This window comes from Dokdonella fugitiva, assembly GCF_014138265.1.
Classification (GTDB): domain Bacteria; phylum Pseudomonadota; class Gammaproteobacteria; order Xanthomonadales; family Rhodanobacteraceae; genus Dokdonella_A; species Dokdonella_A fugitiva_A.
In genome coordinates this window covers 172,462-194,567 of record NZ_JACGXL010000004.1, presented here as the reverse complement: position 1 = coordinate 194,567, position 22,106 = coordinate 172,462, and the positions used below count along the sequence as shown (strand labels likewise).

The 22,106-nt window shown below is 69.1% G+C and carries 17 protein-coding genes; 10 read left to right on the top strand and 7 right to left on the bottom strand.

Annotation, left to right across the window (positions count from 1 at the left end; all coding sequences use genetic code 11):
• The first annotated feature begins 32 nt into the window (after positions 1–32).
• Genes FHW12_RS13365 through FHW12_RS13355 form a run of 3 tightly spaced genes read left to right on the top strand, consistent with a single transcriptional unit; the run spans position 33 to position 2,609 of the window.
• A complete protein-coding gene (locus FHW12_RS13365; RefSeq protein WP_182531526.1) occupies positions 33–1,163 on the top strand; it encodes a PilT/PilU family type 4a pilus ATPase in 1,131 nt (376 codons plus the stop codon).
• Positions 1,153–1,968: a class I SAM-dependent methyltransferase gene (locus FHW12_RS13360; RefSeq protein WP_182531525.1), complete on the top strand. Its 816-nt coding sequence runs from the start codon at positions 1,153–1,155 to the stop codon at positions 1,966–1,968. Before FHW12_RS13365 ends, FHW12_RS13360 begins: the two co-directional genes overlap by 11 nt.
• Positions 1,962–2,609: a hypothetical protein gene (locus tag FHW12_RS13355; protein ID WP_182531524.1), complete on the top strand. Its 648-nt coding sequence runs from the start codon at positions 1,962–1,964 to the stop codon at positions 2,607–2,609. The genes FHW12_RS13360 and FHW12_RS13355 overlap by 7 nt, the downstream gene beginning before the upstream one ends.
• A 15-nt stretch (positions 2,610–2,624) precedes the next feature.
• Here FHW12_RS13355 and FHW12_RS13350 read toward each other — a convergent pair whose 3' ends face one another.
• The 6 genes from FHW12_RS13350 to gshB all read right to left on the bottom strand — a co-directional run bounded on the left by FHW12_RS13350 (position 2,625) and on the right by gshB (position 8,303).
• Complete coding sequence (locus tag FHW12_RS13350) at positions 2,625–4,295, bottom strand: hypothetical protein (protein ID WP_182531523.1); 1,671 nt, start codon at positions 4,293–4,295, stop codon at positions 2,625–2,627.
• 83 nt (positions 4,296–4,378) lie between these two features.
• A complete protein-coding gene (locus FHW12_RS13345; protein WP_182531522.1) occupies positions 4,379–5,326 on the bottom strand; it encodes an aspartate carbamoyltransferase catalytic subunit in 948 nt (315 codons plus the stop codon).
• A 20-nt stretch (positions 5,327–5,346) separates the two neighbouring features.
• Positions 5,347–5,796 carry a Holliday junction resolvase RuvX gene (gene ruvX / locus FHW12_RS13340; protein ID WP_182531521.1) on the bottom strand — a complete coding sequence of 150 codons (450 nt, stop codon included), beginning with the start codon at positions 5,794–5,796 and terminating at the stop codon, positions 5,347–5,349.
• Positions 5,780–6,343 (bottom strand): YqgE/AlgH family protein, encoded by a 564-nt coding sequence (locus tag FHW12_RS13335; RefSeq protein ID WP_182531520.1) that lies wholly within the window; start codon positions 6,341–6,343, stop codon positions 5,780–5,782. Before FHW12_RS13335 ends, ruvX begins: the two co-directional genes overlap by 17 nt.
• Before the next feature lie 149 nt (positions 6,344–6,492).
• On the bottom strand, positions 6,493–7,353 hold the full coding sequence (locus FHW12_RS13330) for an energy transducer TonB (protein WP_182531519.1): 861 nt from the start codon (positions 7,351–7,353) through the stop codon (positions 6,493–6,495).
• Positions 7,353–8,303: a glutathione synthase gene (gshB, locus tag FHW12_RS13325; RefSeq protein WP_182531518.1), complete on the bottom strand. Its 951-nt coding sequence runs from the start codon at positions 8,301–8,303 to the stop codon at positions 7,353–7,355. Before gshB ends, FHW12_RS13330 begins: the two co-directional genes overlap by 1 nt.
• Before the next feature lie 446 nt (positions 8,304–8,749).
• Between gshB and FHW12_RS13320 the strand changes: the two genes are divergently transcribed.
• From FHW12_RS13320 to FHW12_RS13295, 6 genes are all read left to right on the top strand, one after another.
• The gene (locus tag FHW12_RS13320) at positions 8,750–9,106 is read left to right on the top strand and encodes a response regulator (protein ID WP_182531754.1); all 357 of its coding nucleotides are present in this window, start codon (positions 8,750–8,752) and stop codon (positions 9,104–9,106) included.
• A 108-nt stretch (positions 9,107–9,214) separates the two neighbouring features.
• Positions 9,215–9,763: a chemotaxis protein CheW gene (locus tag FHW12_RS13315; protein WP_182531517.1), complete on the top strand. Its 549-nt coding sequence runs from the start codon at positions 9,215–9,217 to the stop codon at positions 9,761–9,763.
• A gap of 62 nt (positions 9,764–9,825) precedes the next feature.
• Positions 9,826–11,862: a methyl-accepting chemotaxis protein gene (locus FHW12_RS13310; RefSeq protein ID WP_182531516.1), complete on the top strand. Its 2,037-nt coding sequence runs from the start codon at positions 9,826–9,828 to the stop codon at positions 11,860–11,862.
• Positions 11,863–11,969: 107 nt separating this feature from the next.
• On the top strand, positions 11,970–18,143 hold the full coding sequence (locus tag FHW12_RS13305) for a hybrid sensor histidine kinase/response regulator (RefSeq protein ID WP_182531515.1): 6,174 nt from the start codon (positions 11,970–11,972) through the stop codon (positions 18,141–18,143).
• A complete protein-coding gene (locus FHW12_RS21620) occupies positions 18,136–19,878 on the top strand; it encodes a chemotaxis protein CheB (RefSeq protein WP_182531514.1) in 1,743 nt (580 codons plus the stop codon). The genes FHW12_RS13305 and FHW12_RS21620 overlap by 8 nt, the downstream gene beginning before the upstream one ends.
• A 116-nt stretch (positions 19,879–19,994) precedes the next feature.
• The gene (locus FHW12_RS13295; protein WP_310735238.1) at positions 19,995–20,426 is read left to right on the top strand and encodes a chemotaxis protein CheW; all 432 of its coding nucleotides are present in this window, start codon (positions 19,995–19,997) and stop codon (positions 20,424–20,426) included.
• A gap of 9 nt (positions 20,427–20,435) precedes the next feature.
• Here FHW12_RS13295 and FHW12_RS13290 read toward each other — a convergent pair whose 3' ends face one another.
• Complete coding sequence (locus FHW12_RS13290; protein ID WP_182531512.1) at positions 20,436–20,870, bottom strand: RDD family protein; 435 nt, start codon at positions 20,868–20,870, stop codon at positions 20,436–20,438.
• Between the two features lie 80 nt (positions 20,871–20,950).
• Between FHW12_RS13290 and xerD the strand changes: the two genes are divergently transcribed.
• Positions 20,951–21,949, top strand: coding sequence for a site-specific tyrosine recombinase XerD (gene xerD / locus FHW12_RS13285; RefSeq protein WP_182531511.1), 999 nt, complete (start codon positions 20,951–20,953; stop codon positions 21,947–21,949).
• The last annotated feature ends 157 nt before the right edge of the window (positions 21,950–22,106 follow it).

Here is a 22,106-nt window from a genome sequence, read left to right as displayed (position 1 = left end):
CGCCGGTCGGAAATCCGGCTCGGGGAATGGCCATGAGCAGCAGCGTCGATTTCACCTCGTATCTGAAGTTGATGACGCACAAGAAGGCGTCGGACCTGTTCATCACGGCCGGCGTCGCGCCGTCGATGAAGGTCAACGGCCGCATCACGCCGATCACGCAGAACGCGCTCACGCCGCAGCAATCTCGCGACATGGTCCTCAACGTGATGACGCCGTCGCAGCGCGAGGAGTTCGAGAAGACGCACGAGTGCCAGTTCGCGATCTCGGTCACCGGCGTCGGCCGCTTCCGCGTGTCGTGCTTCTACCAGCGCAACTGCGTCGGCATGGTGCTGCGTCGCATCGAGACGAAGATCCCGACGGTGGAGGAGCTCAGCCTGCCGCCGGTGATCAAGTCGCTGGCGATGACCAAGCGCGGCATCATCATCTTCGTCGGCGCGACCGGCACCGGCAAGTCGACCTCGCTCGCGGCGATGATCGGCTATCGCAACCAGAACTCGACCGGCCACATCATCACGATCGAGGACCCGATCGAATACGTGCACAAGCACGAAGGCTGCATCGTCACGCAGCGCGAACTCGGCATCGACACCGACAGCTGGGAGAACGCGCTGAAGAACACGCTGCGCCAGGCGCCCGACGTCATCATGATCGGCGAGGTGCGCACGCGCGAGACGATGGAACACGCGATCAACTTCTCCGAGACGGGCCACCTCTGCCTGTGCACGCTGCACGCGAACAACGCCAACCAGGCGATGGACCGCATAATCCATTTCTTCGCCGCGGACCGCCGCGAGCAGCTGTTCATGGACCTGTCGCTCAACCTCAAGGGCGTGGTCGCCCAGCAGCTGATCCCGACGCCGGACGGCAAGGCGCGCCGCGTCGCGATGGAGGTCATGCTCGGCACGCCGCTCGTGCAGGACTACATCCGCCAGGGCGAGATCCACAAGCTCAAGGACGTGATGAAGGAATCGACCAACCTCGGCATGCAGACCTTCGACCAGAGCCTGTTCACGCTGTACCAGGCCGGCGAGATCAGCTACGAGGACGCATTGCGCCATGCCGACTCGGCGAACGAAGTGCGCCTGCGCATCAAGCTCGCCCAGGGCGGCGACGCGCACACGCTGAGCCAGGGTCTCGATGGTGTCGAACTCGTTGAAACCTGACGCGTCCGACGCAAGCCCCCGTCCGCCGAACACGCCCGAACTCGATCGCCTGCGCCGCGTCTGGGAGACGCTCGGGCGCGACGATCCGTTGTGGGCGGTGCTGTCGCAGGCCGACAAGCGCGGCCGGCGTTGGGATCCGCACGAATTCCTCGCGACCGGAAACCTCGAAGTCGGCGCCTCGCTCGCGGCAGTGTCCGTCCGCGGCTACCCGCGCGGCAGGCGGCTCGCGTTGGATTTCGGCTGCGGCGCCGGGCGCCTCACGCGTGCGCTCGCCGCGCATTTCGAACACGCCGTCGGCATCGACGTGTCCTCGAGCATGATCGAGACTGCGCGCCGGCTCAACGCCGATCTCGGCAACGCGGAGTTCCGCTGCAACGCTTCGCCGCGCATCGAGGGCATCGCCGACGCGAGCGTCGATTTCGTGTTCTCGCACATCACGCTGCAGCACATCCCCGCCGAACTCGCGACGGCCTACATCGACGAGTTCTACCGCGTCCTCGCCCCGGGTGGCGTCGCCGCGTTCCAGTTCGTCGTGGGCGCGGACCGGAGCTGGCGCGGCAAGGTGTTCGAACACGTGCCTACCGGGGCGCTGAACCTGATGCGTCGCATCGTGTGGCGTCGCAATGCGGTCTTCGAAATGCACGCGTTGTCCGAACCGGCGCTCGCGCGAAGCCTCGTGGCGAAGCCGCACCTGAGGTTGCTCGACTCGAGCGACGATGCGGCTGCCGGCAAGGGCTGGATCGGGCGCCGATGGGTCGTCGCCAACGAAGCCGAGCGCGGTGGCGAGGGCGATGGCGCATGCTGATCTCCGTGCACGTACCGAAGACCGCAGGCACGGCGTTCCGCACCCGACTGGAACGCCATTTCGGCGATCGCCTGTTGCTCGACTACGCCGACCGTCCGCTCGCGCCGGGCCACCTCTGGCGCCGCTTCGCGAATCCGGCGCCATCGGTGGCGCGACTCGCCGGTTTCGCCTGCGTGCACGGTCATTTCATCGCCGACAAGTACGATCACCTCGGCGCGCGCGCGCGCCTCGTCAGCTGGCTGCGCGATCCCGTGCAGCGCGTCGCCAGCCACTATCACTACTGGAAACGCGTGCCGGATCCGCGCAATCCGGATTGCCGCCGGCTCGTGCAGGAGCGGCTCGACCTCGAGGCGTTCGCCGCGCTGCCGCGCATGCGCAACGTCGCGTCACGCTTCTTCGGCCGATATCGCCCCGCAGATTTCTTCTTCCTCGGCATCGTCGAGGAGATGGCCGAGTCGCAACGGCGCCTGCGGCAGCTCGTCGGCATCGAATGGGACGATGCGACGGACAATCGAAACGACGACGCGACCGGCGGATACGCCTTGCCGGCGACGGCGCGGGCGCGCATCGCCGCCCTCAATGCGAACGACTGCCGCCTCTACGACGAGGCGCGCGCGCTGTTCGAGCGCGGCGCGCCTTGACCGGGCACGGCTCGCTCAGTGCGCGCCGAACGTGACGCTCTCGCTGAAGTCGACGCCTTCGGGCACGAGCGCCATGCGCGCATCGATGTGGTCGAACCACTGCGCGTACAGCGCGTAGAGCTTGCGCTGCGTGTCGAGCTGCTTGCGCGACTCCGGCGGGAGCGATGCGCTGAAGCGGTCCATCGCGTCGGCGAACTTCGCGTACATCTCGCCGCGAAGGCGCATCGTGAAAAGCGTGCCGTCCGCGGCCGCGGGCGCGGCGATCGCGGCGGCGAGCCGCTGCGCTTCGTCCTTGCCGAAGGACACGCCGATCGCACTGGTCGTCATCGCGACGTCGAGGTCGAGCTTGCCGGCGAGTTGCGGCGGTAGCGCGGCCGACGGGATCGCGACCGGTTTGCCGTCCGGTGCGATCGCGATGCCCGCGAGCGCCGGCGACGTCATCTGCGCGAGGCTGGCGAGGAGCGCCGGGTTGGAGCTGCCGAGGAGGAAGGTTCCGGCGACGTCGGGCATGCTCGCCTCGCCCGCGGGCCATGCGAAGCGGCTGAGCGTGACGCGTGCGCCGCTGAGGTCGCCGAACGGCGGCGGGATCGTCTGCGCGAGCTTCGCCTTCGCCTCCGCCATGCTTTGGTTGATCGAGGCGAGTTCGGCGCAGCGGAACGGTGCCTTGGTGACCGCGTCGGCTTGCGCGACGAGGAAGTCGCGCGCCTTGAGCACGGGGGCCGCGAGCGCGAAATCGAGCAGGGCGTCGTCCGGCGTGCTGCCCGGCAGCGGCGCGGCGAGCGCCGACAGCGACTTCGCGAGCACGGGATCGAGTTCGATGCGCGCATGCATCGTCATGCGCTTGTCGTCGAGATCGCGGTAGCCGATCGCGAGGCGCGGTGCCTTCGCCGCGAGCGCGTCGATCTCGTCGCGGCAGGTCGCATCGGGCGCCTTGGCCGGATCGCCGGCGGCCGCCTTCGCGGCGATCATCGCGACGAGGCGGCGCGTGTCGACCCAGCCGCTGCCGTACGGCAGGTAGCCGCGCGCCTTGTTGAAGTCGGCCAGCGCGCTCGCGTCGAGAACCTGCGCCGGCCGGTCGATGCCGAGCAACTTGCGTTCGAGCGCTTCGTCGGCGCCGCCGGCGGCGAACGCGACGACGAGGTGCTTGCCTTCGATCGCGACGAGGCCACGCGCCTCGTCGTTGCCGAACGTGCGTACGTCCTGCTCGCCGATGCGCGTCGTGCCGAGCGCCGTGCCCGACTTCTGTTCGATCCGCGCGATCATCGCGCGGAACGCGTCCGGATCGGCGAGTTCGAGGCGCATCACCGGCAGCAGGTCGACGCCGTAGAACGCCGCGTGCGCCTTCGGGTCGAAGCCGATCTCGCGCCACTGCTCGGGCGTGCTGCGCCCGCGCATTTCGTCGAGCACCGCCTTCAGCACCTTCGGCGCGGCGCTGTCCGCGTCCGTCTTGCCGACCTGGGCGAGCATCTCGTCCATCATGTCGGTGAACAGCGGCCACGCGCCCTGCATCTGTTCGCGCCAGTGCGCGATCGCGCTGTCGGGCGCGGGTTCGATGTTCGCGAACAGGTAGGGCGTGTCGGCCGGGACGAACGCGAGCGGCGTGGTGGTGTCGGCCTTCTTGCCGCAGCCGGCGACCGCGACGAGGGTGGCGGCCAGGGCGAGGTGGCGCAGGATCCGTGTGCGCATGGACATGTCTTCCCCAGGGAGTGGGAAGGCAGTCTAGCAGGGCGCACCGGCGCCCCGTCGCCGCGGCGCGCGGTGGCGTGTCGTCAACGCGCGGCGAGCAGTTCCGCCAGCACGGCCATGCGCGCGTAGATGCCGTTCGCGACCTGTTCGAGGATCACCGACTGCGCACCGTCGGCGACGTCCGCCGCGATCTCGATGCCACGGTTCATCGGCCCCGGATGCATGACGATCGCGTCGCGCTTCGCCCGCGCCAGGCGCGTGCGATCGAGGCCGTAGCGCGCGAAGTACGCGTGCTCGTCGAGGCCGGGCAGGCCCTCGATGCGCTCCTTCTGGATGCGCAGCATGACGACCACGTCGACGCCGTCGAGGGCCGCGTCCAGATCGCCGGACAGGGTGCAGCCGGGAAATTCGCCGGCGTCCGGCAGCAGCGCGGCGGGGCCGCACAGGCGGATTTCCGCGGCGCCGAGCGCGTGCAGCCCGTGCACGTCGGAGCGCGCGACGCGCGAGTGGCGGATGTCGCCGCAGATCGCCACGCGCAGGCCCTCGACGCGCTTCTTGTGGTCGCGGATCGTCAGCAGGTCGAGCAGGCCCTGGGTCGGGTGCGCGCGGTTGCCGTCGCCCGCATTGAGGATCGCCGCGCGACGCGCGTGCGCGGCGAGCCGCGCCGGCGTACCGTTCTCCTTGTGGCGCACGATGAACGCATCGGTGCCCATCGCCTCGATCGTCGCGAGCGTGTCCTCCAGGGTTTCGCCCTTGCTGGTCGAGGAGCTGGCGATGTCGAAGTTCACGACCGTCGCACCGAGGCGGCGCGCGGCGAGCTCGAAGCTCGTGCGCGTGCGCGTCGACGCCTCGAAGAACAGGTTGACGACGGTGCGCCCGGCGAGCAGCGGCAACGACGTCGAGCCGGCACGGAACTGCTCGCGCAACGACGTGGCGCGGTCGAGCAGGCCTTCGATGCGCGCGCGGCCGAGGCCGTCGAGCGTGATCAGGTGGCGCAGGCGGCCGTCGGCGTCGATGGACGGATCGGACATCGTCGTGTCTTCCTCTCGGGTCAGTTCGCCGGCCAGCCCGCGCTTTCGTGCGCGCCGGCCAGCCAGTGTTCCAGGATGATCTGCGCGGCGAGCGCGTCGATCGCCGCCGCGTCCTTGCGCCGTGCCGCGCCGCTCGCGCGCTGCGCCGCGAAGCGGCGGGCCGCCTCGCGCGAGGTGTTGCGTTCGTCGACGAGGTGCACGGGTTTCGCGTAGCGCCGGTGCAGCGCCTCGGCGAACGCGCGCGCGCGTCGGCTCATCGGTTGTTCGCCGCCGTCCAGCGCGAGCGGCAGGCCGACCACGAGGTGATCGGGCCGCCAGTCGGCGACGAGCGTGTCGAGGCGCGTCCAGTCGTCGGCGACCAGTGCGACGAGCGGGCGCGCACTCGCCGAGATCGAGTTGCCGACCGCGATGCCGATCAGGCGCGTGCCGACGTCGAACGCGAGTGCGGTGCCCTCAGGCGTGGCCGGCATAGCTCGCGAGCTGGAACAGGTTCACGCCGACGAGGCCGGCAGCGGCTTCCCAGCGGTCCTCGAGCGGCGTCTCGAACAGCACGTGCTCGGTCGCGGGCGCGGTGAGCCAGTGGTTCTCGCACAGCTCCTGCTCGAGCTGGCCCGGGCTCCAGCCCGAATAGCCGAGCGTGACGACCGCGTGGCGTGGACCCTTGCCCGCAGCCATCGCGACGAGGATGTCGCGCGACGTGGTCACCGCGATCTGCTCGGAGATGCGGAACGAGGATTCCCAGTCGCCGCCGGGCGAATGCAGCACGAAGCCGCGCTCCGGCTGCACCGGCCCGCCGATCAGCACCGGTGCATCGACGACGTCGGCGAACTCCGAATGCATGTTCATCTGCGCGAGCACGTCGCCGAGGCGGTACTCCGACAGGCGGTTGATCATGAGCCCCATCGCGCCGTCCTCGCCGTGCTGGCACAGGAACGCGACGCCGCGCGCGAAGTTCGGATCGCGCAAGGTCGGCATCGCGATGAGCAGCTGGTTGGTGAGTGGCGTGCTGTCGGCCATGGCGCGATTGTACGCGAGCCGCGCGGGCGGGCCTAAGGACGCGCTGAACGGGAATCGCGCGCGATCGCCGTCGAATCGGCGCATCCGCACCGGCTCGGATCCGCACTCCGCGTGCGCTGCACCACCCGGACGGGCGCTCCGGGCCTCGCTCAGCGGTTGCGCAGGATGTCGCCGGGGAGGAACTGCCAGGTGCGGCTGATGTACAGCTCGTCGACCTGTTCCTTGCTCTCGGGCAGCGCCGGGAACGGTTCGGCGAGGCGCACGATGCGGATCGCCGCGTCGTCGAGCACCTTGTGCCCGCTCGACTGGATCACGTCGATGCTCTTCACCTTGCCCTTGCGATCGAGGCCGACCGTGAGCACGAGCTGACCGTGCAGCTGGCGCCGCCGCGCCTCGTCGGGATAGTTGAGGTTGCCGATGCGCTCGATCCGCGCGACCCACGCGCGCATGTACGCGGCGTACTCGTACTCCTGCGTGTTCGCCGAGATGTACTTGCGCTTGGGCCGCTTCGCGTACTGCTCGGATTCGTGCTGGATCTCCTGCGCGAGGCGTGCCATCTCGACCTTGCGCTGATCGGTTTCGCGTTCGTCGCGATCCGGCTCGGGGTCGGCCTCGGGCGTGCGACGATCGGTCGTGATGCGATAGGTCGAGGCGCGCTGGGTGAGCATCTCGGTCGGGCTCGGCGGCGTCGGCCGCGGCGCGCCGTCGTCGAGCGGGATGGGTGCCACCCCCGGCGTCGCCTTCGGCACCGGGCTCGACAGCGGCTGCGCGGGTCGATGCGGCTTGTCGGCGTCGCCGCCACCGCTGTTGCTCGCCTGCGCGATGAAGTCGGCCTTGTCCGGCTTCTCGCTGTTGGCCGACTGCACGAGGATGACGTCGAGCGACGGCATGCGCGGCGGCGCCTTTTCGAACTCGAACGTGATGCCGAGCGCGAGCACCGCGTGCGCGACCGCGGAGAACAGCAGGGTGACGCCGAGGCGATCGGCGCTGCTGGCGGTCGGGTCGCTCATCAGGCGGGTGCGCCAGCTTCGAGCCGGTCGAACAGCAGCCCGGCAATGTTGAGGCCGAACTGCGCGTCGAGCTCGCGCGCGCAGGTCGGCGAGGTCACGTTGATCTCGGTGAGCCAGTCGCCGATGACGTCGAGGCCGACGAAGCGCATGCGACGCCGGCGCAGCTCGGGGCCGACCTGCGCGGCGATCCAGCGGTCGCGCTCGGACAGCGGCACGCCGACGCCCTTGCCGCCCGCAGCGAGGTTGCCGCGGAAATCGTCGCCCTGCGGTATTCGCGCGAGCGCGTAAGGCACCGGCTCGCCGTCGATCATGAGGATGCGCTTGTCGCCCGCACTGATCTCCGGGATGAACTTCTGCGCGATCGCGAAGCCGCGGCCGTTGCCGGTCAGCGTTTCGAGGATCACGTTGAGGTTCGGGTCGCCGTGGCGCGAGCGGAAGATGCTGCGCCCGCCCATGCCGTCGAGCGGCTTGAGCACGACCTCGCCGTGCTCGGCGGCGAAGCGCTTGAGTTCGGCGGCGTCGCGCGCGATCGCGGTCGGCGGGCAGCACTGCGGGAACTGCAGCGAAAACAGCTTCTCGTTGGCGTCGCGCAGGCCGCGCGGGTCGTTCACGACCTCGACGCCGCCCTGCTGGGCGAGCTCGAGCACCATCGTGTCGTAGATGAACTGGGCGTCGACCGGCGGGTCCTTGCGCGCGAACGCGTAGTCGATGCCGGCGAGCGGCCGCCAGGCCGGGGCGCCGACGGTGAACCAGTCGTGCGGGTCGTCGCGCACGGCCAGCGGCGCGAGCCGCGCCCAGGCCGCGCCGTCGCGCACCGCGAGGTCGCCCTGGGTCATGTAGTGGAGGGAATGGCCGCGGCGCTGCGCTTCGAGCAGCAACGCCAGGGTGGTGTCCTTCTTCGGGTTGATCGTGCCGATCGGATCCATCAGCACGGCTAGGTTACGGGTCATGCAGTCTTCCGGGACGCGCGTGGGTGGAGCATAGCGGGGCAGCCTCGGGGCCGGCTGCGAACCATGCCACGAGGGGTCGGGAGCGTCACATTGCGCCGATTTTTGCTGTGCACAACGGCGGCGCAAGCGCGAAACCCGTCGCAACCGCAGGGCGGGTCGCATACTACACTCGGAACGCTTGCGCAGCGCCTCGGCGGAGACGCGAACTTTCGTCAGTTCGTGGACTTACGCCAACAACTTGACAGCTTCGCTAGCTATGTTGGATAAGGGGTACGGTCGCGTGATGCGCCAGGTCCGGCGTGTCGTATTCCGTCATTTCAGGCATGCGGTTTGCATGCCATGGCGACGCGTCCGATTTTACGGCGATGGCCGCGGACATAGATGTCGAGTGGCGAGGGGGTTAGGTGGACGACACAAAAGAGGGCGGCCTGAACGGCGTCAAGGTCATGGTCATCGACGATTCGAAGACCATCCGCCGCACTGCCGAGACCTTGCTGCGCAAGGAAGGATGCGAAGTCGTCACCGCGACCGACGGTTTCGAGGCGCTCGCGAAGATCTCAGACCAGCAGCCGCAAATCATCTTCGTTGACATCATGATGCCGCGGCTGGACGGCTACCAGACGTGCGCGCTGATCAAGAACAACCAGATGTTCAAGAACACGCCGGTGATCATGCTGTCGTCCAAGGACGGCCTGTTCGACAAGGCACGCGGGCGCATCGTCGGCTCGGAGCAGTACCTGACCAAGCCGTTCACCCGCGAAGAACTGCTCGGCGCGATCCGTCGCCACGTCGACGGGACGTGAACGGGCGCCATTCGGAAGGGGAAGAGATGGCAGCGATGCGTACCACCGCAAGTGTCGCGACCGCGGCGACCCGCCGTGCGGGCGCGCGCGCGATGAGGGATCGCTGACATGGCCTCGCAGAATTTTTCCGCCACGCCTTACGAGGTGCTCGCCGAATACGAGCGCCGCAGCCTCGCGCACGCGGCCGGCGCGCCGGAGCAAGTCGACGCGCCGGGCCTGTGGCGCGGCATCGGCTTCCGCATCGGCGACCGGCACTTCGTGAGCAGCATCGCCGAGGTCAACGAAATCCTGACGCCGCCGGTAGTCACGCTCGTGCCCGGCGCGAAGAGCTGGCTGCTCGGCGTCGCCAACGTGCGCGGCAATCTCGTGCCGGTGGTCGACCTGCGCGACTTCGTCGGCGGAGGGCGCAGCCCGAACACCGAGACGACGCGCGTGCTCGTCGTGCGCCAGCACGGCGGCAGCGTCGGCCTGCTCGTCGACGAGGTTCAGGGCCAGCGCAGCTTCTCCGAGGAGCAGCTGACCGCGGCCGTCGGCGAGGCCGACGAGCGCTACAACAACTACGTTGGCGAGAATGTCCAGCTGGGCGACGTGCAGTGGGGCCTGTTCAGCATGGCGGCCCTCGTGCGCAGCGCGCATTTCCAGCAGGCCGCGGCATGAAATGTCCCGCATCGGCGACCCGCCGTGGTCGGCGATGAGAGAAGAACGATAGGGGGTGAAGTGTGAGTACTACGTCGGGTGCAGTCGGACTCGAGCGCGGCGGTCGCGCCAACACGGTGCTGTTCGTCGTGCTGGGCGTCCTGTTCATCATCGCGATCGCGAATTTCGTCCTGTTGTACTTCCAGAACGTGCAGGATCGAAAAGCAGTCGCCTACACGACGCAGATCCAGGTGTCCTCGCAGCAGCTCGCCAAGTACGCGGCGGAAGCGGCGGGCGGCAATGAACTCGCCTTCCAGGAGCTCAAGAGCACGAGCGAGAACATCAACGCCTACGTCGAAGCGCTGAACCAGGGCGACAAGACCGGCATGAAGGGCTATTCCGTCCGCATGCCGAAGGAGATCGAGGCGCTGACCTCGGCCTGGAGGCAGCTGCAGGCCGACGCCAAGAAGATCATCGACAACCAGGCTGTCGTCCTCACCGCGAACACCAACGCGAAGGACTTCATCGACAAGGTTTCCGCGCTCAACTCGCGCATGAGCGAGGTCGTCAACATCCTGACCGACCGCAACGCCAGCGCCTCGCAGGTCTACATCGCCTCGCGCCAGATGCAGCTCGCCGATCGCATGAGCAACCGCGTCACGCGCATCCTCGTCGGCGGTGCCGACACCCAGTTGTCCGCCGACGGCCTCGGCCGCGACTCGCGCCTGTACCAGACCGTCGTCACCGGCCTGCTCGAGGGCGCGCCCGAACTCAACATCAAGCCGCTCGACAACGCCGCCGCGAAGCAGATCGTCGGTGACGTCGCGCAGCAATGGACCGCGGTCACCGAGCCGGTCAAGACCATCGTCGACTCCGCGCCGAACCTGCAGGCGGTCAAGGACGCGTCGGACAAATCGTTCACGGACAGCCAGGACGTGCTGCTGCGCGCGGTCACCGCGGCGCAGACGATCGACGCGATGTCGTCGACGAAGAACCTGACGAACTTCCGCAACCCGCTGTGGGGCGCGCTCGCCGCCGCCATCGCGATGCTGCTGCTGCTGTTCCTCGGTTACAACCTGATCCGCGACCAGCGCCGCCGCCTGCAGCAGACCAATGAACTGAACCAGCGAAACCAGGACGCGATTCTGCGCCTGCTCGACGAGATGGGATCGCTCGCCGAGGGTGACCTGACCGTAAAGGCGACCGTCACCGAGGACATCACGGGCGCGATCGCCGACTCGGTCAACTTCGCGGTGGAGGCGCTGCGCAGCCTCGTCACGACGATCAACGAGACCGCCGTGCAGGTGTCCGCCGCGGCGCAGGAAACGCAGGCGACCGCGATGCAGCTGGCCGACGCCGCGCAGCACCAGGCGCGCCAGATCAGTTCCGCGTCGGTCGCGATCAACGACATGGCGACGTCGATCGACAACGTGTCGAAGAACTCCGCCGAAAGCGCGGACGTCGCGCAGCGCTCGGTGCAGATCGCCGCGAACGGCGCGCAGGTCGTGCGCCAGACGATCCAGGGCATGGACTCGATCCGCGACCAGATCCAGGAGACATCGAAGCGAATCAAGCGCCTCGGCGAATCGTCGCAGGAGATCGGCGCGATCGTCGAACTGATCAACGATCTTGCCGAACAGACCAACATCCTCGCCTTGAACGCAGCCATCCAGGCCGCTTCGGCCGGTGAAGCGGGCCGCGGCTTCGCGGTCGTCGCCGACGAAGTGCAGCGACTGGCCGAGCGCGCGTCGGGCGCGACGAAGCGAATCGAAACGCTGGTGCAGACGATTCAGTCCGACACCAACGAGGCGGTCAGCTCGATGGAACAGACGACCTCCGAAGTGGTGTCCGGCGCGCGCCTCGCCGAGGACGCGGGCCACGCGCTCGGCGAGATCGAGAACGTGTCGAACAACCTCGCGGCGCTGATTCAGGGCATCTCGACCTCGGCGCGACAGCAGTCGGCCGCGGCAACCAACATCTCAGCGACGATGAACGTGATTCAGGAGATCACCTCGCAAACCTCGGTCGGCGCCAGCCAGACCGCGGAGTCGATCGGCAACCTCGCGCAGCTCGCTTCTGACCTGCGTCGATCGGTCGCCGACTTCAAACTGCCGGGATGAGTCGAGACGAATGAAGCGACCCCTGATCCTCCTCCATCCGTCCCAGGCGGGCGCCTCCGTGGCGCCGCGCACGGCGAGCGCCGGTCGTCGCAGTCGAGGCTAGTGGCATGAAACTGTACGACGATGGCGAATTCACCGCCCTGAACTGGGTCAAGCCGGCACTCGATGCGACGCTCGCGCAGGCGCGAGAGGCGCTCGAAACCTACGTCGAGGAGCCCGACAACCTCGCGCTCATGCGCGCGTGTTCCGAACACCTGCACCAGGTGCAGGGCACGCTGCGCATGGTCGAGCTGTACGGCGCGGCGATGGTGGTCGAGAACATGGAGCGCCTCGCCGAAGCGCTCGTCGCCGACACGATCAAGCAGCGCGACGAGGGCTATTCCGTGCTCATGCGCGGCATGGTCCAGTTGCCGGACTACCTCGAGCGTCTGCAGAGCGGCCACAAGGACATCCCGATCGTCCTGTTGCCGCTGCTGAACGACCTGCGCGCGGTGCGCGGCGAGAACCTGCTGAGCGAATCGGCGCTGTTCTCGCCCGACCTCGGCCTGCCGCTGCCGGACGCTGCCGCGGGCACAGACCAGCCGACCGCGCCGGCCGAGCTGCGTACGCAGGCACTGCGCCTGCGCCTCGCGTTCCAGGCCGCGCTGCTGAAGTGGTTCCGCGATTCCGCCAATGGCGAACACCTGCGCCGTCTCATCGACGTGCTCGATCGCCTGCGCGCGATCTCGCACGGCGTGGAGCCGCGTCGCCTGTGGTGGATCGCCGCCGGCGTGGTCGAGGCCGTTGAGAACCGCGGACTCGAGCCGAGCGTCGCGGTCAAGCTGCTGTTCGGTCGCGTCGATCGCGAGATCCACCGTTTCGCCGAAGGTGGCGAGACGACGTTCGCGGCGAAGCCGCCGCGCGAGCTGATCAAGAACCTGCTGTACTACATCGCGCACTCCGGTTCCAACGGGGTGGCACCGGGCACGCGCTGCGTCGAGATCCGCCGCACCTACCGCCTCGACACGCTGCTGCCGACGCAGAGCGAACTGCAGCACGCGCAGGGCTCGATGACGGGCCGCAACAAGAACCTGCTCGGCACGGTGTCGGCGGCGATCAAGGACGACCTCGTGCGCGTCAAGGAAGCGCTCGACATCTTCCTGCGCGGGCACAACACCGACGCGTCCGAACTCGCCGCGCAGGCGGAAGTGCTCAACCGCGTCGGCGACACGCTCGGCATGCTCGGCCTCGGCGTGCCGCGCCGCGTCGTCGGCGAACAGCGCGAAATCATCGAGGAGATGTCGCAGCATCGCCGCCCGGTCGACGAAGGCGCATTGCTCGACGTCGCCGGCGCATTGCTCTACGTCGAAGCTTCGCTCGACGACCACATCGAACGCCTCGGCGACGGCGGCGACAGCGAAGCGCCGAGTGGTGGCGAACTCGAGCTGCCGAAGGCGGAAGTGCGCCGCATCCTCGACGCGCTCATGCGCGAGGCCGCGGTGAACATCCAGCAGGCCAAGCAGGACATCATCGCGTTCATCGAGTCGCCGTGGGATCACCAGCGCGTGCAGCAGATCCCGCGCCTGCTGGAAGAGATCGCCGGTGCGTTGCGCATGCTCGGGCTCGCCAACGCGGCCGAACTCATGACCGCGGTCGTGCGCTTCGTCGAGGTCGAGCTGATCGCGCACAAGCGCGTGCCGACCGCCGAGCAGATGGACAAGCTCGCCGACGCGCTTGCCGCGATCGAGTACTACCTCGAGGCGACACGCGAACAGCGTCGCAACCGCGACAAGATCCTCGACGTCGCGCGCGAGAGTCTCGAAGCGCTCGGCTATTGGCCGCTGCCGCCCGCGGAGCTGCGCGAGAAGCCGCTGCCCACGCCGGCCCCTGCGGAACCGGCGCACAGCGCCGCGGCCGCGCCGCCGCCGGCGGCCGCGACGGTCGCGCGTGATTTCGGCGTGATCGACCATCCTGCGGCGAACGCGACGCCGACGGTCGACGTGCTGCCCGGCCGCGACCTCAACGACCTCGTCGTCGGCGAAGCACGCCACGCCGAACCCGAGCCGCACGACCTCTCCGGCCTTCGCCTGGCCCAGACCGACGCCATCGACAGCGCGTCGGCGGACGGTGACGGCCACTGGATCGAGGTCGAGGAAGAGATCGAGGAGGAAGTCGCCGCGGGCGAACAGTCGCTCGCCGGTTTCGAAGGCGCAGCCGCCGAGGAAATCGACGACGACATCCGCGAGGTGTTCCTCGAGGAAGTCGACGAGGAGATCACCAACCTCAGGAACCAGATGCCGGTGTGGAAGCGCGACACCGGCAACATGGAAGAACTGAAGCCGATCCGTCGCTCGTTCCACACGCTCAAGGGTTCCGGTCGTCTCGTCGGTGCGCTCACGCTCGGCGAGTTCAGCTGGAAAGTCGAGAACATGCTCAATCGCGTGCTCGATCGCACGATCCTGCCGGGTGACGCGGCCGTCTCGCTGGTCGAGCACGCGATCGGCACCCTGCCGGCACTGCTGGCCGCGTTGCGTGGGGAAGCGGGCGCGAGCGCGAACGTCGCAGGCATCATGGACACGGCCGATCGCGTTGCCGCCGGCGAAGACGCGCGCGTGCCGATGGCCATGGCCGGCACGCACATCGTGCGGCGCACGGTGCGCCGCCGGATTCCCGCGCCGGTGCGCGAACAGCCGTCGCTGCGCGCCGACGTGCGCGCGACCGCGTCGCTCGCGGGCGAAGTCGCGGGCGCGGCCGCGCCGGCACCCGCGCCCGCGGCGGAAGTCGTCGCCGGGCCGCTGCCGAACATCGATCCGGTGCTGTTCGACATCCTGCAGAGCGAAGTCGCCGCGCACCTCGCCGTGGTCGACGAGTACGTCGCGCATTGCGAGCCGGAAGCGGTCCGCGCCAGCGAGTCGCTGCTGCGCGCCGTGCACACGCTCAACGGTGCGATAGCGATGGTCGACATTCCGTCCATCGGCAACGTGCTCGCGCCGCTGGAAACCTACATCAAGCGCCTGCGCGCCGCCGATCGCCCGCCGTTGCGGGTCGGCGTCGCCGCGATGCGCGATACCGCCGCGCTCACGCGCGACGTGATGCATCGCCTCGAAACGGGCGATGCGCAACTGCCCGATTCCGGTGCGCTCGCGGCGCGCATGGTCGCGCTGCGTGATTCGTTGCCGGAGCCCGAGGCGTCGCTGACCTGGTACAGCGACGTCGCCGAGACGCCGGCCGGCATCGCCGCCGAGCCGCCGCCGGCTGACGTCGATGTGCCGCCGGAGCCGTTCGCCGAAGCAGCGACGCTGTCGCCTGCATCGAGCGGCGAGGAAATCACCGTCGACGACTGGTTGCGCGACGCCCACGAGGCGATCGCGATGGCCGACTCCGAACTGCCGCCGCAGGCACAGATCCCGGACGATCTCGCCGCCGCGCTGGCCGAATTCGAGAAGCTGCCGACGCTGCAGGCGAGGGCGCAGGAAGAAACGCCGGTCACCGCCCACGACGCGTCGATCGAGGCGATGTTCGCCGACCTGCCGATCGAGGAAATCTCGCTCGAAGAGCCCGCGATCGACGTTCCGCCGATCGTCGGTGCACCGGAAATCGCCAACGTTCCGTTCCCGGACGCGGGTGAGCTGCAGATCGAAGAGGTCGAGCTCGACTCCGGCGACGACCCGCTCGCCGACTTCGGCGGCTTCGACGACGCCGCGCCGACGGCGATGCCCGAGGTGCCGGTCGACGAGCCCGAGGCGGTCGGTTCGATCTTCCTCGATGAACCCGAAGTCGCCGCGCCGGCTCCGGTCGCCCCGGCCGCGCCGGCGACAGCCGCTCCGCACGCGCCCCTCGGCGGTCGCGAAGCACCGCCGCTCGCCGAAGATCCGCAGCCGGAAGGCGCGCTCGAGGCCGCGGACGCCGACGACGACCTGCTCGACATCTTCGTGACCGAGAGCGAGGACATCCTCGACCACGCCGATTCGGTGGTCGCGAGCCTGCGCGAATCGCCGCACGAACGTGCCCACATCGTCTCGCTGCAGCGCGACCTGCATACCCTCAAGGGCGGTGCGCGCATGGCCGGCCTGGCGCCGATCGGCGACCTCAGCCACGCGATGGAGTCGCTCGTCGACGCGGTCAGCGACGGCCGCCTCGCGGTCGATCGCGCCGCGGTCGAGTCGCTCGAGCGCGGCTTCGACCGCCTGCACGTACTCGTGCAGCGCGTCGCGCAGCGCAAGGCGCTGGCGATGCCGCTGCATGCGATCGCGCGCTTCGAGGCGCTCGTCGCCGGCGAGGACCTGCGTGGCGGCACGGCACCCGCCGCAGCCGCATCGCAAGCACACGCCGAACCTGCTGCCGGTTCGTCGGCGACGGCCGGGGCTGCTGCACTGCAGGCGTCACGCCCCGCGCCCGCGCCGCGCCACCTGACCGCGATGGACCAGGAGGAGGTCGAGCGTGCGCCGCAGGAAATGATCCGCGTGCGTTCGGAACTGCTCGACTCGCTGGTGAACTTCGCCGGCGAAGTGTCGATCTACCGCTCGCGCCTCGAGCAGCAGATCTCGAACTTCCGCTTCAACCTCGTCGAATTCGAGCAGACCGTCAACCGACTGCGCGAGCAGCTGCGCAAGCTCGAGATCGAAACCGAGGCGCAGATCATCGCGCGCTACCAGCGCGAGCAGCACGATTCGACCAGCACGTTCGATCCGCTCGAACTCGACCGCTTCTCGCAGCTGCAGCAGCTGTCGCGCGCACTCGGCGAGTCGGTATCCGACCTCGTGTCGATCCAGGGTATCCTCGACGACCAGACGCGCCAGTCCGAGACGCTGCTGTTGCAGCAGTCGCGCGTGAGTTCGGAACTGCAGGAAGGTCTCATGCGCACGCGCATGGTGCCGTTCGATTCGCTCGTGCCGAACCTGCGCCGCACGCTGCGTCAGGCCGCGCAGGAAATCGGCAAGCGCGCCCAGCTCAAGGTCGACGGCGCGCACGGCGAAATGGACCGCAACCTGCTCGAGCGCATGAAGGCGCCGTTCGAGCACATGCTGCGCAACGCGCTCGCGCACGGCATCGAGAAACCGGACGAGCGCACCGGCGTCGGCAAGCCCGCGGAAGGCACGGTCAACATCGCGGTCAGCCGCGAGGCGACCGAAGTCGTGCTGCGCATCACCGACGACGGACGCGGCATGGACCGCGAGGCGATCCGCCGCAAGGCGATCGAGCGCGGCCTGCTCAAGCCCGACGTGCAGCTGTCCGATCGCGACCTGTACGGCTTCATCCTCGAAACCGGCTTCTCGACCGCCGAGCAGGTGACGCAGCTCGCCGGTCGCGGCGTCGGCATGGACGTCGTCAACAACGAGATCAAGCAACTCGGCGGTTCGCTCACGATCGATTCCAAGCACGGCCAGGGCACGCAGTTCACGATCCGCCTGCCGTTCACCCTCGCGGTGACCCAGGCGATCCTGGTCAAGCTCGGCGAGAGCAACTACGCGATCCCGATGTCGTCGGTGCAAGGCGTCGCGCGCATCGCGCACGACGACCTCGAGCGCCGCATCGCCGACGGCAACCCGAAGCACAACTACGCCGGCGAGGAATTCAACATCTACGAGCTGTCGCAGCTGCTCGGCCTGCCGCGCCCGCGCACGACCAGCGACGAGACGCAGATCCCGTTACTGATGACCCGCACCGGCGACCAGCGCGCCGCGGTACGCATCGACGGCGTGGTCGGTTCGCGCGAAATCGTCGTCAAGTCGGTCGGCCCGCAGGTCAGCTCGGTGCCGGGCATCTTCGGCGCGACGATCATGGGGGACGGCTCGGTCGTGATGATTCTCGACCTCGCCCCGCTCGTGCGCCGCCTCGCCGCGCTGCGCGCGCGCATCGACGCGGGCGCGATCGAAGCGCCGGCGTTCATGACGCCGGAGCCCGAGCAGGCGGTCGACGTGCGCGCCAAGCCGCTCGTCATGGTCGTCGACGATTCGATCACGATGCGCAAGGTCACCACCCGCGTGCTCGAGCGCGCGGACTTCGAGGTGCTCACCGCGAAGGACGGCCTCGACGCGCTCGAGAAGCTGCAGGAAACGGTGCCAGACATCATGCTGCTCGATATCGAGATGCCGCGCATGGACGGCTACGAACTCGCGACCTACATGCGCAACGACTCGCGTCTGCGCAAGGTTCCGATCATCATGATCACCTCGCGCACCGGCGAGAAGCATCGCCAGCGCGCGTTGGAAATCGGCGTCGAGCGCTATCTCGGCAAGCCGTACCAGGAAGACGACCTGTTGCGTCAGGTCCAGGAAGTGTTGAGGCGCGAACGTGTCTAGTTCATCCGTCGCGGTGGCGCTGCTGTACGAATCGAGCACGCGTACCGACCACCTGCGCGAAACGCTGACCGCGCTCGGCGCGCCGATCGTGTACGAGGCGGCCGCGGCCGCGCTCGATCGCGAGGCGCTCGCGCGTTCGCAGGCGAACGTGGTGATCGTCAACCTCGAGGACGAGGACAGCGCCGACCTCGATGGCGTCTACGAGCTGCTCGACGACGCGCGCTACAAGGTCGTGTTCAACGACAGCGGCGTGTCGAGCGAACTGTCCGGCTGGGACCAGGCGCGCTGGATGCGCCATCTCGCGGCGAAAGTGCTCGGCGAAGGCGACCTCGATCCGCCGCGCCCGGCGGGTGCGCAGGCCGTGCCGTTGCGTGCGCGCAGTGAACCGGCCATCGCGTCCGCGGTCGAAGCGCCCGCCACGCCGCCGATGGCTACCGAGCCCGTCCACGCACGGCCCGCGGCGCCGATCGAGCCGCCGGCCGAGCACGCGGCAGCGGATGCGCTCGCGTCGGTCGCGGCACCGGCGTTCGACCCGACCGAATTCATCGACCTGCTGCGTACGGACGACGTGCCGACGCCGGCGCTCGCCGAGAAGACGTTGCCGTCGATCGACTTCGACGCGCCGGCGGAGGAGAACATCGAGCTCTCCGGCATCGACGACCTGCTCGCGGATTTCGACGTGAGCGCGCCGGAGCCGCTCGAGGAAGCGCGTCTCGACGAGGAGTTCGTCGTCGAGCTGCAGCCCGAGGACATTCCGGTCGCCGTCGGCATCCGACCGAGCGAAACGCCGGAACCCGCATTCGACGAGGCGTCCGCCGCGGACTTCGGCCTCGACTTCGATCTCGGCGAGGCGGAGAGCCAGGCGGCAGCGTCCACGCCGACCGAGACCAAGCCGCTTTCCAGCGCGTCGGCGATGTGGTCGCTCGAGGATTTCGACGAAGGCGACAAGCCGGAGCCGACTCCGACCGGCCGCGCGACCTTCGGCATCGAAAAGATGAGCGCGGCGGAGTACCTCACGCCCGAAGGTGGCGACGAGGCGGCTCAGCCGCCGATTCCATCGATGTCGGAACTCGCGCTGGAACTGATTCCGCTCGAGGAGGCGGTGCAGCCGACCGCCGAGCGGCCCGACCACGAGAACTGGCTCGACCCCGACCAGGTGAAGGCGAAGATCCAGCGCGTCTGGGTGCTCGGCGCTTCGGTCGGCGGCCCCGAATCCGTGCGCGAATTCCTCGCCGAGATCCCGCGCGACTATCCCGCGCTGTTCCTGCTCGCGCAGCACCTCGGTGACGAGTTCGTCGACATGATGGCGAAGCAGCTCGCGCGCGTGACGCAGCTGACCGTGCGCACGCCCTCGCATGGCGAGCGCGTCGCGCACGGCGACATCGTCATCGTGCCGAACGCGCATCGCCTGCAGGTGGACCCGATGGGCGTGGTCGTGCTCGAGAAGCCGACCAGCGAGCCGGCGTACAAGCCGTCGATCGACCGCGTGCTCGAGGACGTCGCCAACCGCTACGGCGCGGCCGCGGGCGCGATCGTCTTCTCGGGCATGTCGGACGACGCGGTTTCCGGTTGCGTGCACCTCGCGGGCAGGGGCGGCACGATCTATGCGCAGTCGCCGGAGAGCTGCGTGGTGAGCACGATGGTCGAAGGCGTCAGCGAAACCGGCGTGGTGAGTTTCTTCGGCACGCCGAAGGAGCTGGCCGAGAAAGTGCTGGCGGACAAGGACAAGGCATGAGAATGCGCGTCGCACCGTCGTGCGCCGGCACAGCAGTCGTACGTTCGCCGCGTCGCCGCGGCGTCCGCGCAAGGGGATGAGAGATGGCCGAGCTACCGCGTGAAATCCGAGGCGTCATGGTCCCGATCACCGAGGGCCGCGTGCTGCTGCCGAACGCGACCGTCGCCGAAGTGATCAGCTACACGCGACCGGAGTCGATCCCGAACGCACCGGCGTGGCTGCTCGGTCGCCTGCCGTGGCGCGGCTGGCGCCTGCCGCTGTTCTCGTTCCCGATGCTGACCGGCCAGCTCGCCGACGAGAGCCGCACCAATGCGCGCGTCGCCGTGCTCAAGGCCCTCGGCGGCAGCGCGGGCATGCCGTTCCTCGCCCTGCTGGCGCAGGGCTTCCCGCGCCTGACGACGATCACGCAGGAGCTGCTGATCCCGACCAGCGACGAGCATCCGCATGCACCCGGCGTGCGCGCCGAGGTGCTCGTGCGCGACGATCGCGCGATCATCCCCGATCTCGACGCGATCGAAGGCATGGTCGCGCGCGCTCTCGCCGCGTAGGCGATCGCGTCAGCCGGCGAGCCGCACGAGCATGCTGCGGCTGGCGAGGTCGTGCCAGCCGCGCCGCTCGCGGTCGAGCAGGCACCATGCGAAGCCGAGTCCGCACGCGAGCAGCGACGGCAGCGCGAGCGCGAAGCGCAGCAGTGCGCGTGGCCATGGCAGTGTAGAACCGTCGGCCGACACCACGCGCAGGCGCCACGCGCGCATGCCGATGGTCTGGCCGCCGCGCGACCACGACAGCACGAAATACGCCGCGGTCACCGCGAGCAGCGCCGCACGCAGCGCATTGAGGTAGAGCGGCGACAGATGGGCGACGTCGACATCGCCGTGCACGGCGAGCATCGCCACCCCGGCCGTGAGCATCCACAGCCCGATCAGCGGAAACAAGTCGTACGCGGCGGCGGCGAGGCGCAGCCACAAGGAGGCGGGAGTCGCGGAGGGCATCGTCGGCGCGGATGGAGTGACGGCGGCTAGCGTCGCGGTTTAGGCTCGGCGACGCAAGCAACGCAGGACCCACGCACCGGATGACCCGTCCCCCGAAGCCGCGTCCCGCGCGGCGCACCAGCGAGGCTCCCGCGCGCCGTCGTGGTCGGCCGCCGGCACCGCGCGCGGCCGACGCGGACACCGTACTCATCGAGTTCTTCCTCGAGCGCGCCTGGTCCGAACTCGGCCTCGCCGCCAACACGCTGGCGAGCTACCGGCGCGACCTCGAGGGCTATTCGCGCTGGCTCGCCGCGCGCGGCCGAGAGCTGGCGAGCGCCGACCGCGAGCAGTTGCAGCGCTATCTCGGCGAACGCTCGCGCTCCGGCGGCGTGGCCGGCAGCGGCTACAAGGCACGCTCGAACGCGCGCCTGCTGTCCGCGTTGCGACACTTCCATCGCCTGCTCGTGCGCGAGGGGCGCCTCGGCGCGGATCCGACCCTGCTCGTCGATCCGCCCAAGCTGCCACGCAGCCTGCCGAAGGCGCTGTCGGAAGTGGACATCGAGAACCTGCTGCGCGCGCCGGGCGAAGGTCCGCTCGGCCTGCGCGACCGCGCGATGATCGAGCTCATGTACGCGACCGGCCTGCGCGTGAGCGAGCTCGTCGGCATCACCGCGGCGCAGGTCAACCTGCGCCAGGGCGTGCTGCGCGTACTCGGCAAGGGCGGCAAGGAGCGCTTGGTGCCGCTCGGCGACGAGGCCGCGCACTGGTTGCAGCGTTACGTCGCGGATGCACGTCCGATGCTGCTGAAGGGGGCACGCAGCGACGCGCTGTTCGTCAGCAACCGCCGCACGGCGATGACGCGCCAGATGTTCTGGACGCTGGTCAAGAAGCACGCGCTCGCCGCGGGCATCGCGCCCGCCCGCATCTCGCCGCACGTGCTGCGCCATTCGTTCGCGACCCACTTGCTCAATCATGGCGCGGACCTGCGCGCGCTGCAGCTGATGCTCGGCCACAGTTCGCTGTCGACCACGCAGATCTACACGCTGGTGGCGAAAGAAGGGCTCAAGCGGCTGCACGCGCGCCACCACCCGCGTGGCTGAAGGTCGCGGCTGAACGGCGTGGCGCGATCGGCTTCACTTTCGCCGGCCGGGGACGCGTGCCACAATCCCGCGTTGGTCCGGGAACCTTGGCCGCGATGCCGTGGTCGACGGTCGGACAGGGCGCGATGCAAGTTTCGTCCGCCGAAGCCGGTCCCGG